Genomic DNA, 12,918 nt, shown 5'->3' on the forward strand with positions numbered 1-12,918 from the left:
CTTATTCAACCATCTTGATGGGGTGACTGTCTTCGTCCTGGCTCTGCGGTGGTTTACGCTTTTTGCTCTTATACATAGCGGCATCAGCGTGATTCAGCAGTGAGTTGAGGTTGTGCCCATTATCAGGGTAAACGCTGGTGCCAACGCTTAAGCCAATATCCAATGTCTGCCCATAAAGATTGATTGCGCGACCAGTGTCCCGGACTTTATTGGCCACGAGTGCAATCTCTTCGGCATTGTGCACGGGTTCTAACCACACGATAAACTCGTCACCGCCGATACGGGCGATCATATCGGAAGCGCGTAAGTTGTGATGCAAGCGTTGGGCGATTTCCTTCAGTACTGCGTCACCTGCTGCATGACCGAGGTTGTCATTAACAGGTTTAAATCGGTCTAGGTCGATAAATAACAAAGCCGCTTTTTGTTGCTGACGTTTACAACGTTCGATCGCCAATTCGATTTGAGTCGTAGCAGCGCCACGGTTGAGAACGCCTGTTAGATCATCGTGTTCCGCCATATGGCGCAGTTTTTCCTGCTGCTCTTGTAAACGGTGGGTCTGTTCTTCCACTTCCTGTTGCAGTTGATCGCGTTTTTGCGTTGCGATGAGTAATTCTTGCTTCATCCGGTTAAATTCGTCGGCCACCTCCCCGAATTCTTCATCTTTGGGTATCCTGATAAGACTGAGCAAATCACCATCAGCTAGGTCCTTGATGCCTTTTTTTAGTGTGGACAAATGCATTCGGAAACGAGACAGTGTCTGTAGTGAAAACAGCGTGACTAAAACGGCAATAATCGACAACAGAATGCCGTTGAAATAAAGATGCTGTATTTGGAATTTCCTTGCGTTATCAATCACCCGGGTTTGTAATCGTAGCAAGTCTTCGCTCATTGATTGGATGATGGCACTGTACCTTGCTGTCAGCACAGTATTACTACTTGACTGTAGTTTTTCGCCATTGACGAGATTCTGACGAGAAATATCCAGTAGCACACTGATGTTATCTTCATGGCGCTTAAGATTGTTCAGCAATGTGGCTTCCCGTTCATCCATTTCCAGTTGCTGTGCGGTATCAATGAAATGGCGCAGATTATCCAGCGCTTTAGCGGTGTCGTTGATAGCCTTCTGGTCTTGATACTGTTGCAGCAACCATAAATTGGATCGCAGTAAATCAACACGTAGCTGTACTTCGGTGAGATGATTTATTTGTTCAAATGAACGCACCATCATGGTTCGCTGGTTTAATAGCGCAATGCCATGGGCGAGTGCCAAGATCACACACAAGGCCACCAGTAGTTTCAGGCGTTTTGATATTCTCATTCTTTGCGTACCAGTGGTTTGTGTATTACTTGGTTGAGTGCTGTTGAGTCAATAAATAGACGATAATCAGGGATAGTATGCTTTTTCACCAGATCCGCATTGACGGCCCAGCGACTTTGGGATTGCAGATTGCTGAGCAGCGTATTGCCCAAAGATAGGCGAAATAAGTAATCCGGCCACAAGGTGATCACTTCGTCTGCCGATACTTTCAGGTAGTCTGACACCAATTGTTGTGATTTTTCGGGCTCGTTAATGATGTACTGAATGGCTTCGTCAAGCGCCTTAAGTACACGGATATGCTGCTGTAAGTGACTAGTGGTATCTTCGCGTCGAACCAGCAGATTAAAGGTTAAATTATATATTCCTTTGGTTTTAAAGCTATAAATCTGCTGCGGATATTGTTGCTGTAACTGAAAGGCAAAGGGTTCCCATATCGAAATGGCATCAACGGCACCAACCAGCAACGCATCCGCTAAGTCGTTTGGGGCAATATCCGTCCGTTGAACTAACTGCTGTGGATAATCGTGCATCAAAAGCAATGCATCCATAAAATACTCGCTGGCACTGCCTGCCACAATACCAATATGGTGATGTAGCAACTGTTCAGGTCGCTGGATACCGGAAGCCGCTTTCGTCAGTAGTTTTATATCATTATCAGATTCAGCAAAACTGCTGATAATACTGAAGTCATTGCGTTGAAAGCTGTTGAACATCACCACCGTTTCAGAGCTGGTTGCCAGGTCGGCATCGCCACGCATTAATGCATCAAAACAATTATTGCCGCCCTTTATTGGCAGTAATTGCACCGTCAGCTGTTGTTTGCTAAAGAACCCCATGCGGTCGGCAATGATAATGGGTGAGGAGAGCGGTGATGTGGATACCGCAATACGTAACGGGCGTTCAGTGGATGAGATATAAGCAGGATCAGCAGATACCCCTAGCCACAACAACACACTGCCTAGCAGTAAAAACAGTAGCAACAGGTATTTTTCCATATTATGCGCACCAACGCCCCGGAAAATTGATAGTGATAACGCCTCTAAATGATAGCGCCTCTAAGTCTAGCCGAAGTGTGTATGAACGCCAGTTGGCAATATGAAGTACTATGAAAATTCCAAAGAATGGCCGGAATGTTTTATCGTGAGGAGAATGGCAAATTTAAATTTGCAATAGTGAAAAATAAATAATGAATCAGTTTGATTTTATAAAACGGTAGCCGCTATTAACTGCGGCCACAGTCAGCGTAATACCAATTTATTTGTTTTGAGAGGCAGACATGTAATTGACAACCTCGTCATAGCTCATATTCAGTTCTTTGGAAAGGTTAATCACTTTGGTTTTAAATGTTTGAACTTTTTCATGCTTTATTTGTTGATGTTGCATTTCATTCACCAGCTCATTCACCGCTTCTTGCAGTAATTGCATACGCTTCAAACTGTAATCCAAGGATTTAAGATAGCGGGTCATTTGCGGCTTATTTCTAGCTTGTTCAAGATCCGTTGAATGCTTTTTATCATATCCATATTCGTCAAGCGCAGCGATAGCGCTCTGCAGATCGAGATCTTTGCTCATATTACTCTCTTAAAAAGTAAACCTTTCAACCAGGATGGGTAAATCACTGCCCAGAAAGAATAGAACAGTTTGGGGAGTTTATATTATTTTCGGCTATTGACTCAAGTAGTATAACTCAGCAGCTTTAACTTGAGACTGACCAATAACGCCGCTAGTCTTATAGGTAAATATGTGTAAAAAGGCTTGTTCATCATGCTGGATTTACTTCCCGAACTATTTGATACCTTTCCCGAACAGATACAGTTGTTACCTCTGCCACTAAAGCAATATGGTGGAAAACGCATATTCTGGGGGGAAGTTGTGACGGTGAAATGCTTCGAGGACAACTCTATGGTGAAACAACTACTGGCCCGCCCAGGAATGGGCAAAGTGCTGGTGGTTGATGGGGGCGGCTCATTGGATAAAGCTCTTATGGGGGATTTAATCGGCCAGAGTGCGGTAGATAACGGTTGGTCTGGGGTGGTGATTAATGGTGCTATTCGTGATGTCGGTGCGTTGGCACAAATGCCATTAGGTATCAAGGCGTTGGGAACGGTGCCTGTTAAGACTGCTCGCAAAGGATTAGGTGATGTTAATTGCCCATTGGTATTTGGTAACCAAACTGTGACGACGGGGATGTTAATTTATGCTGATGACAATGGTTTGGCTATCAGCAATACAGCATTGGATCTGAGTCTGATAAGCTAACTGACTATCAGGATGCAAGCAAAAGGACTGAAAAATGAAAGTATTAAAGTGGGGTGTTGGCGTATTACTGCTACTGGTAGTGGGACTCGTTTTTTATGTAACGGTATTGTTTGATCCCAATGATTTCAAACCGCAAATCATTGCGGCGGTTGAAAAGCAAACCGGCAGAACTATGACCATAGACCGGGAGCTCAGTTGGACATTTTTCCCCTCCTTGGGGATAGAAGCCGGAGACATTACGCTCAGTAATCCCAAGGACTTTGCGGAAAAACAGATGGTCGCTGTCAATCAGATTGTCGCCAACGTTGCGTTAATGCCGCTACTGAGTAAAGAGATTCAGGTTTCTGAATTAAAACTGGATGGCCTGCAGCTCAATCTTGAGACCGCCAAGGACGGACGCAACAGTTTTGACGGTCTGACAGGCAAGACTGAAGCGGCAGCCCCAATTAGTGCTGGCAAAAGTGACACCCACAGTAATATCACGCTAGCGGGCCTTAATATTGGCGGCATCAGTGTGACCAACGCGCAGGTACGTATACTGGATCGCCAGCAGGGCACTGAGAATATTTTTACCTTGTCGTCCTTCACGTTGGGCAAACTGGCACTGGAGCAATACGCGCCGCTGGCATATCAATTCAGTGGCGAGATGCCACAGATGACAGTTGCCAGTAAAGGGGAGGGACAACTGAAGATTTCAGCAAATTTGCAGCAAGTTGACCTGAAAGATTTTTCGATAAAAAACACGCTGAAAGGGGCATCGATTCCCAACGGTGAAATGCAGGCCAATCTGACAGCGAATATTCATGTTGATACCGCTAAACAAGTGTTGTCATTGGTGTTAAGCAAGTTGGACCTCGCGGATATATCGGGGAGCGGTGACATGACTGTCGCCTATGGTAGCAAGGTGCCTAAGGTCGAGGCCAAATTGGCGTTTGCTGATATAGATCTGGACAAATTACTGCCTCCATCTACCGAACCTGAAAAGTCTAGTGAGGCAGCCCAGCCTAAAGTGGTTGATACGGTAGCCACCGAACCCGATCTTAGTGGCATGAAAGCTGTCGATATGGCTTTGGGACTCTCTATTAAGTCATTGAAAGTCGCTGGCCTAACTACAGATAACTGGGTGATGAATGCGCAATTGAATAACGGTATTCTAGAACTGCAGAAAATGACAGCTGACTTGTATCAAGGCAAATTGAGTGCATCCGCTAAGGTGGATGGCCGTAACAAGGTGGCAAGTTACAGCTTCAATTCGTCGCTTAGTCAGGTTAACTTGCGGCCTTTGCTGACTGATGCGGCAAAGGTCGATATGCTGGCGGGAACAGCCAATATCAGCGCCAAAGGTAGTGGCAGTAGCTTGATCCCGGTTAACATCAAAAAGAATCTCGATGTTAATGGTACTTTTAATATTGCTGATGGCGCGTTATATGGCATCAATATACCGTTAATGATCCGTAATGCTCAGGCCAAGCTGAAAGGGGATCTCAGTAGCCCTAAGGGCGAAGAACAGAAGACGGATTTTACCAGTCTTTCAGGTAGTTTCACGGTGAAGGATGGGCAAGCCAATAATCCAGACCTAGCAATGTTATCACCACTTGTGCGTTTGTCTGGCGCTGGTGGTGCCAATTTACTGCAAGAGTCGTTGGACTATCGATTAACAACCGCGTTGGTTGATTCCCTCAAAGGGCAGGGTGGCAAGACCTCTGATAAGTTGGCGGGTATTGAAATTCCCTTGCTGATCAGCGGGACTTTTGCCCAGCCAAAATTCTCGTTGGATACCGACGCGCTGTTTAAAAACAAACTGAAAGATGAGGCGGAAAAAGCCAAGGACAAACTGAAGGATAGTTTATTTAAAAAGCTGGGCGGCCATTAATAAAGGGCCATGACATAATAAAGAAGTCAGACATAGTCTGACTTCTTTATTTAGAAAACACAGTTAATGCCGTTTATTTAAACTGCAAAATCAATTCCTGCTGTCGCTCGCTTTGGCGCCTTAACTCTTCACCATGGGTGCTAGCTTCTTGGCTGTTTTCTTGTAGCTTGGATACTCCACTTTGCAGACGGCAGGAGTTCAGATGCAGTTGCTCTACCGTATAGGCTTGCTCCTCGGTGGCGACTGCGATCTGATGACTATTAGCGGTGATCCGGCCAAGGGCCTGTGCTTCATCATTCAAACGGCTGACTAATTGTTGTTCCAGTTCCATACTGTGCTGGGTCAATGTTTGGCTTTTAGCCATTTCGGCCACAGCCTGACGACTTTGCTCACTCAACTGGTGAATAATGGTGAAAATCTCTTTAGCCGAACCAGATGAACGTTGCGCCAGTGCCCGGACTTCATCAGCTACCACAGCAAAGCCTCGGCCTGCCTCACCGGCTCTTGCTGCTTCAATTGCGGCATTCAGTGCCAAGAGGTTCGTTTGTTCCGACAATTGTTCAATGACTTCTAAGACCGTATTGACGCTAGCGCATTGCTGATCCAGCTCTGCAATCTGTGACGCCACTTTCTGCAATAAGCCACTCATCTCGGAATTGGCCGCGCGACTGGCCTGTAATGCCTTCATCGTGTCTTGATTGCTGGCTTCCAAATTAGTGACGTCCATTGCGGTGTTAGCTGAGGTTGACGCAATTTCCGCAACGGCACTTTTCATTTGGCTGATAGCTGCTGCCAACTCGTCCAGTGCCACCGCCTGTTGTGACAACTCTTGATGATTGGCATCCACAGATTGCTGATGAGATTTCAAATTATGGGTCAGATGTTCACTGGTATCATCAATGCGTGCGGTGATGGCAATGATCTCGGCGCGTTGCATACGAATGCTTAGTTCCGCCGCCGACAGGATATCGGTATCACCAGTATAAATTGCTTGCATCAGTTTACTTTGCTGCACGCTATCGCTGAGTTGCTGCAGTCTGCGGCAACGGGCGGCCAATCTGCCTACACTTAGCCCCATGATCAGCACTGCGAGTAAGGCAGCGGGGATACCTACCGTGGCAGGGATGAATGGCAGTGTCAGCAGCAACAGCGACGATAACGTCCAGCACAGACCGATTTTGGCGGGGAGCGATAATGCGAGTTTAGGAAGCGGCAGTTTGCCTTTTTCAATATCGGCGTAGCAGGCGATCGCATGCTTGACCAAGTCAGGATCGGCTTTGGTACGTACAGACTGGTATTCAAAGATTTTACCCGCCCGGCGGATGGGGGTAATGAAGGCATTAACCCAGTAATAGCCACCATCCTTACGGCGGTTTTTGACCAACCCCATCCAGTTTTTACCTTGCTGGATATCGTGCCACAAATCAGCAAAGGCAGCTTTGGGCATGTGTGGATGGCGTACTATATTGTGCCCATGCCCTATTAATTCCTGTTTACTATATCCACAGATATCGCAGAACAGCTGATTGATATGGGTAATTTTCCCTTTCAAATCAGTCGTGGAAATAATGCGACCATCTTCAGGCACAGCAGTTTCCACATCAGTGATGTAGTTATCTCGCTTCATATCCCAACAGCGCGGTTAATAGTTAGTTTACTTTCATTATCCGAAATTGTGAGTGTCAAAATTGTGACACCTCACTTACGGATTACTATTTGCGCAACTTGAATTATGAAACTTTGATTAAGCTCACTCGAACCGCACAAAGTGTGCGGTTTGCCACAAAATGTACCAATAATTAGCTACCGCTAGCAGTGACATCAACAAATAAAGTGAGTACTTGACCGGGTTGTAAATATTTTTGCCGTTGCAGCTGATTCCACTCCTGCAGTTGCGACACCGTCACATTAAATTTGTCCGCTATTCTGGCCAGTGAGTCACCGTTGCGGACTTTGTATTTCACTGTACGGGTAATTGCAGATTCATCGCTGCTGCGGTTATGCCATAGCACTAATACTTTCCCTGGGTGAAGCGCATCCTTTACCGACATACCATTCCAGCTGGCAATTTCGCTGACACTGAGGTTATTAGCGCGCGCGATTTTCCACAGCGAATCGCCGTGACGCACGGCATAAGTGGTTTTATATTTGCTTTTCAGCTGTTTGTTTTGCAACCGATTATCGGCCGACAGTGGGTAGGCACTGGCATCTTGCAACGACACGGGGATCAGCAGATGCTTGCCTGCGACAATATTGTTGCCTTTAATATCATTGACTGCACGGATGATATCGACGGTGGTTTGGTGCTCTTTCGCTATTAAACCGAGTGAATCTCCGGGCTGGATTTCATAGCGTAGCCAATTTAGACGGTCAGATGGATCAGTTGTGGCCAGCGCAACTTCAAAATCCTGAGCCTTATCCACTGGTAATACTAACTTGAATGGACCTTTAGGTGCTGTAGCCCAGCGGTTGTAGCCGGGGTTGAGTTGTTGCAGCTCGCTGATATCCATCCCCGCTAGCTTTGCGGCCAGCGCCAAGTCAATCTGGCTACCTGTATCGACAACCTCTACCGCAGGTTGATTATCAATAGGCGTTAATTGCACACCATATTTGTCGGCGTGCTTAATCACATCCGCCAACGCCAGCAACTGTGGGACGTAGCGTTCAGTTTCCTTAGGCAGTGACAATGACCAGAAATCGGTGGGTTTGCCTTGGCTGGCATTACGTCTGACAGCATTGAGGACGCGGCCTTCACCAGTGTTATATGCGGCGATAGCATAGAGCCAGTTGTTACCGGTTTTACGATAGAGATACTGCATCATATCCAACGCCGCTTGCGTGGCTGCTGGGACATCTCGCCGGCCGTCATACCACCAATTAATCTTTAGCCCGAAATGACGTGCCATTGGTGAGGTGAATTGCCATAAACCAGAAGCTGCACCTGGTGAATAAGCATAGGGATCAAAAGCACTTTCAACGATGGGTAGCAGTGCCAGTTCCATTGGCAGGTGACGCTGTTCTATCTGATCAACGATAAGGTACAGAAAGGGCGCAGCACGTTCCGATATTTGCTGCAGATGTTTGGGGTTGTGGGTGTACCAGTCGCGATATTGTTGTACCAGTTTGTTATCCGGTACCGGAATGTTCAGTTGATTGCGTAAGCGTTGCCACACGTCGGTTACCGCCAATTGCGGTTGTTGTGGTTCCTGCGGTGCTTTTTGTAGTACCTCGGCGGCATTTGCGGGCGGCTTAGGGGGAGCCGTTTGCGATGACTGTAACGGTACAGTCTGGCAGCCAGCGAGAAACACAACTATCCCCGCGGTCGTGAATAAATTCCGTTGCTTCAAAAGCGCCTATCCTCAAAAAGCTGTCGTGTGACAGAAAATGTTATTGAACCAGCACCGTTGATCTGTCTGACGCAGGTGATAAAGCATGTCAGACGAGTACCGGGAGTGCCCCGGCATGATTTTATTTTCGGCGAGAGGTGCTGGCCGAACTTTTGCAGTACTTCTTAATTATCATAAAGTTATACCACTAGCGCAGAGCTCAATAGCGGACTGAACTGCGCCAAAGCGACCCATTGTAACCAAGAAATCAGTAATTGTCTTTCCACTGTCGGAGAAGTTTTAACCGCGTCACGGCAGAATCTGCAACTGTTTGCCAGTGCTGAGAGAGCACAGCGACCAATCGTTCATCATCGCAATGCAGAAATGGGTTGATCGCTAATTCACGTGCAACAGTGCTGGGTAAAGTCGGTAACTGCAACTGTCGTGTTTGTTGCGCTTGCTCAGTAAAGCTGATTAAGGCCTGGTTGTCAGGTTCAGCAATGGCGGCAAACTTCAGGTTGGAAAGGGTATATTCATGGGCAGGATAGATTTTGGTATCTTGGGGTAACTTGGCAATTTTTTGTAATGAACTATACAGTTGCGCCGCTGAGCCCTCAAATAACCGGCCACAGCCTGCACAAAACAGGGTATCACCGCAAAAAAGTGCGTCGTCGATAACATAGGCAAGATGATCTAATGTATGTCCAGGAACCTGATATAACTGCAGTGATAATTCAGAATTATCAGCGGTGAGCTGGTATTGGCCTTCCTCGTGAAAAGGATGACTGATGCTATCAATCGCTGGATTATCTGGACCATACACAGGTGTCTGTTGGCCAAAATGGCGTAACAACTGATTAATGCCTCCGGTATGATCCCTATGGTGATGTGTGATGAGTATGCCTGCGAGTTGTAGCTGTTTTTGTTGCAGCACCTCCATCACAGGTACTGCATCGCCGGGATCCACCACCCAGACAAGCGTGGAAGCTGCGGGCTGAATACACCAGATATAGTTATCGTTAAAAGCGGCAATCGGAAACACGGAAAAATTTCGATGCTGGGTAGCGGGATATATGGCAGACACTGGAAACTTCCTTAATCGCATGCTAGCTGATCACAATCAATTTTAGCTGTGGCAGAGCTTGCCTACAGCAGTCGTTCATTATTAAGCTATTGTTATCGCTGTAGTCAAATCGGAGAGGTTATGTCCCCAGATCTACATGGCTCAAGCTGGGATGCACTTCCCGGTGGACAACAATTACGTCATGATCTGGAACTGTCTTTGGCGTATTGGTGGCCGAGAATATTTGGCTATCATTTACTGCAATTGGGTCCGTTAAGTGCTGATTTTGACAGTAGCAAGTGTGCAGTAAAACATCAATTTTCTATTTACCCAGCGTGTGGCGCATCGCTACGCGGTGAGTATTGCCAGTTACCGGTCAAATCGGCCAGCATCGATGCTGTTGCTATGCATTTGCTACTGGAATCGGAGCAAGATCCCTATCGCATTCTGCGTGAAGTTGACCGAGTGCTGGTGAGTGGTGGCTATCTGATCATCAGTGGTATCAATCCATTTAGCAGTGCTTATCTAGGAAAATTACTGCCCAAATATCAACAACGTTGGCCTTGGAATGGTAATTTTTTCATGCCCGCACGGGTGCGCGATTGGCTTGGGTTACTGGGGTATCAGTTGGTTCATGATGAGCGTTTGTGCTATCACGCCTTTATGTCGGACTGGGACTTCCCTTTATTGTTGCGACAATGGCAGCATCATTGGTTGCCCGGCACGGGTGCCGTTTACTTGTTAGTTGCGCGTAAGCTTGAAGCGCCGCTAACACCGCTGACCAATCGCCAGCGAAAACGCGTCAGCGGCTGGCAGCCAGCGGCCACCGCCGGATACTCCGGACGAATGAAACGAGAGTAGATTGCAAGTCGGAAAGGCAGAAAAATCATATGCGGATAACGCTGAAACAACTGCAAGTATTTGAGGCGGTGGCGCGTAGTGGTCAGGTTGCCAAAGCAGCAGCGATGGTTAATTTGTCGTCGCCAGCAACCTCTATGGCGTTAGCTGAGCTTGAGCGTCAGTTGGCAACTCGCTTATTTGAACGTTCCGGCAATCGCTTATTGCTCAATTCGCAAGGCAGTATGTTACTGCCAATGGCGAGTAAAGTGTTACAACAGGCCTCGGATATTGAGATTGCTTTCGCCAGTCCCGCAGCGTTATTGGCGGGTACGTTGCATGTCAGTGCTAGCAATACCATCGGCAATTTTTTGCTGACGAAAGCGGCGGTGGCTTTTGGTCAACAGCACACCGATGCCAGAATTGAACTTACCATCGATAACACCCGTAATGTCGTGCGGCAGGTGGCAGATTTCCGTGCCGAATTGGGGTTCATTGAGGGATATTGCCTGGACAGTCGTATTGTGGCCGCGCCATGGCACCAGGACCGGCTAAGCATTTTCTGCCATCCGGCTCATCCGTTAGCGGGCAAACAAGTTACACCAGAGCAACTGTCTGGCTGTGCTTGGGTTTTGCGTGAAGAGGGATCGGGAACCCGAGAATATTTCGTTAACAATGCCAATCAACTGGGGTTACACCCGGAAGTAAAATTTAGCTTTCCAACCCCGGATGCGATTAAACAGGCGGTAAAGCAGGGGGCCGGGCTCGGTGTTTTATCAGAGCTAACGATAGAGCGAGAACTGGCAAGGCGCGAATTCGGGATAGTGAATGTGGCGGGGTTGACGTTAACCCGGCCGTTTTACCTGATCCGTCACAAACACCTCAGCTTTACACCGCTTGCCAGTGCGTTTATTGATTTCTGTAGTGATTTTTTGCAGTTATCGCATCAAGTTGAAGCCAAATAACCCTTGTCTGGTGTTTTCGGGTTAGCTTCTGCAGCTTCGCGCGCAAGGGCATCACAACGTTCATTTTCAGGATGACCCGCATGGCCTTTCACCCAGCGCCAGTCGATGTGGTGTTTTTCACTGGCTTTATCGAGACGTTGCCATAAATCGACATTTTTCACTGGTGTCTTGGCGGAGGTGACCCAGCCTTTACGCTTCCAGTTATGGATCCACTGGGTTATTCCCTGGCGCATATACTGGCTGTCGCTGGTCAGGATGACATGGCAGGGTTCTTTCAGACTTTCCAGCGCGACAATCGGCGCCAATAGTTCCATGCGATTATTGGTGGTGAGCGCGAATCCACCAGAAAGTTCTTTTGTGTGTTGTTTATAGCGTAAGACCGCGCCATAACCGCCGGGGCCGGGGTTGCCAAGACAAGAGCCATCGGTAAAAATTTCTATCTGTTTCAGTTCGTTCATCAAGTTGCTAACATAGCCGGCAAAGCAGTCATCTTAAGTTGTTATTGAGTAAGCAGCAAAAATAATATGAATATTGTCTCTAGCGCCGCCCGTCAGATTATTCTCGATACCGAAACTACCGGCATGAATCAAAGCGGTGGCCCTGTATATGTAGGTCATAGAATTATTGAAATTGGTGGGGTGGAGGTGATCAATCGTCGTCTGACAGGCCGCTCATTTCACAAATATATCAATCCACAGCAGGCGATTGACGAAGAAGCGATTGCCGTTCACGGAATTACCAATGAACAAGTCGCCAATGAACCTCTGTTTAAAGATATCTATGAGGAATTTGTTGCATTTATCGATGGTGCCGAGCTGGTGGCGCACAATGCGCCCTTCGACGTGAGTTTTATTGATCATGAATTTTCATTGCTGACGCCTAAAGGGCCGAAAGTAAAGGATCTCTGTGCAGTACTGGATTCATTGGCCATCGCTAAGTTTTTGCATCCAGGGCAGAAAAACAATCTGGATGCGCTTTGTAAACGCTATCATATCGACAACTCCCGTCGTGAATATCATGGCGCTTTATTGGATGCTGAGATCCTCGCCGATGTATATCTGGCGATGACTGGTGGACAGACCAAATTTAATTTAAGTCTGGACAGTGGGCATACCGATGGTGCCGAAGGTGGCATTATCCGTCTTGATAACAATCGTTCAAAACTTAAAGTGATCAGTGCTTCTGCCGATGAACTGAGTATGCACGAGCAACGGCTGGATTTGGTGGCTAAATCCGGTAAGTGTCTGTGGCGTAATTAAAACAGGAAATTTCGGGCA

Annotated in this window: 12 protein-coding genes; 5 read left to right on the top strand and 7 right to left on the bottom strand. The window is 47.2% G+C overall.

Translation table 11 applies throughout. From position 1 onward, the window contains the following. Position 1: 1 nt before the first annotated feature. The 3 genes from J3L11_RS00840 to J3L11_RS00850 form a co-directional block, all read right to left on the bottom strand. A complete protein-coding gene (locus tag J3L11_RS00840; protein ID WP_207569706.1) occupies positions 2-1,318 on the bottom strand; it encodes a diguanylate cyclase in 1,317 nt (438 codons plus the stop codon). After that, positions 1,315-2,313 carry an ABC transporter substrate-binding protein gene (locus tag J3L11_RS00845; protein ID WP_133039637.1) on the bottom strand — a complete coding sequence of 333 codons (999 nt, stop codon included), beginning with the start codon at positions 2,311-2,313 and terminating at the stop codon, positions 1,315-1,317. The genes J3L11_RS00840 and J3L11_RS00845 overlap by 4 nt, the downstream gene beginning before the upstream one ends. Positions 2,314-2,572: 259 nt before the next feature. Further along, positions 2,573-2,890, bottom strand: a complete 318-nt coding sequence (locus J3L11_RS00850) for a hypothetical protein (protein WP_133039636.1) — start codon at positions 2,888-2,890, stop codon at positions 2,573-2,575. A gap of 192 nt (positions 2,891-3,082) precedes the next feature. Here J3L11_RS00850 and J3L11_RS00855 point away from each other — a divergent pair, with 192 nt between their 5' ends. Beyond that, the gene (locus J3L11_RS00855; RefSeq protein WP_207569707.1) at positions 3,083-3,577 is read left to right on the top strand and encodes a putative 4-hydroxy-4-methyl-2-oxoglutarate aldolase; all 495 of its coding nucleotides are present in this window, start codon (positions 3,083-3,085) and stop codon (positions 3,575-3,577) included. Between the two features lie 34 nt (positions 3,578-3,611). Next, complete coding sequence (locus J3L11_RS00860) at positions 3,612-5,450, top strand: AsmA family protein (RefSeq protein ID WP_207569708.1); 1,839 nt, start codon at positions 3,612-3,614, stop codon at positions 5,448-5,450. 73 nt (positions 5,451-5,523) lie between these two features. Here J3L11_RS00860 and J3L11_RS00865 read toward each other — a convergent pair whose 3' ends face one another. From J3L11_RS00865 to gloB, 3 genes are all read right to left on the bottom strand, one after another. After that, positions 5,524-7,077, bottom strand: coding sequence for a methyl-accepting chemotaxis protein (locus J3L11_RS00865; protein ID WP_207569709.1), 1,554 nt, complete (start codon positions 7,075-7,077; stop codon positions 5,524-5,526). A 172-nt stretch (positions 7,078-7,249) separates the two neighbouring features. Next, positions 7,250-8,797, bottom strand: coding sequence for a LysM peptidoglycan-binding domain-containing protein (locus J3L11_RS00870; RefSeq protein ID WP_133039632.1), 1,548 nt, complete (start codon positions 8,795-8,797; stop codon positions 7,250-7,252). Positions 8,798-9,044: 247 nt separating this feature from the next. Continuing rightward, positions 9,045-9,860, bottom strand: a complete 816-nt coding sequence (gloB, locus tag J3L11_RS00875; RefSeq protein ID WP_229799844.1) for a hydroxyacylglutathione hydrolase — start codon at positions 9,858-9,860, stop codon at positions 9,045-9,047. A gap of 120 nt (positions 9,861-9,980) precedes the next feature. On the opposite strand from gloB, the gene J3L11_RS00880 reads away from it, so the two are divergent. Together J3L11_RS00880 and J3L11_RS00885 are read left to right on the top strand one after the other, a co-directional pair. Continuing rightward, positions 9,981-10,700: a class I SAM-dependent methyltransferase gene (locus J3L11_RS00880; RefSeq protein ID WP_207569710.1), complete on the top strand. Its 720-nt coding sequence runs from the start codon at positions 9,981-9,983 to the stop codon at positions 10,698-10,700. Between the two features lie 29 nt (positions 10,701-10,729). Continuing rightward, positions 10,730-11,641, top strand: coding sequence for a LysR substrate-binding domain-containing protein (locus J3L11_RS00885; protein WP_189616528.1), 912 nt, complete (start codon positions 10,730-10,732; stop codon positions 11,639-11,641). Here the strand turns inward: J3L11_RS00885 and rnhA are convergent. After that, positions 11,623-12,099, bottom strand: a complete 477-nt coding sequence (gene rnhA / locus J3L11_RS00890; RefSeq protein WP_189616526.1) for a ribonuclease HI — start codon at positions 12,097-12,099, stop codon at positions 11,623-11,625. The genes J3L11_RS00885 and rnhA overlap by 19 nt on opposite strands. A 66-nt stretch (positions 12,100-12,165) precedes the next feature. On the opposite strand from rnhA, the gene dnaQ reads away from it, so the two are divergent. Further along, entirely contained in the window at positions 12,166-12,900 is a 735-nt protein-coding gene (dnaQ, locus tag J3L11_RS00895; protein ID WP_207569711.1) for a DNA polymerase III subunit epsilon, read from the top strand. The last annotated feature ends 18 nt before the right edge of the window (positions 12,901-12,918 follow it).

Source organism: Shewanella sp. 4t3-1-2LB (assembly GCF_017368415.1).
Classification (GTDB): domain Bacteria; phylum Pseudomonadota; class Gammaproteobacteria; order Enterobacterales; family Shewanellaceae; genus Shewanella; species Shewanella fodinae.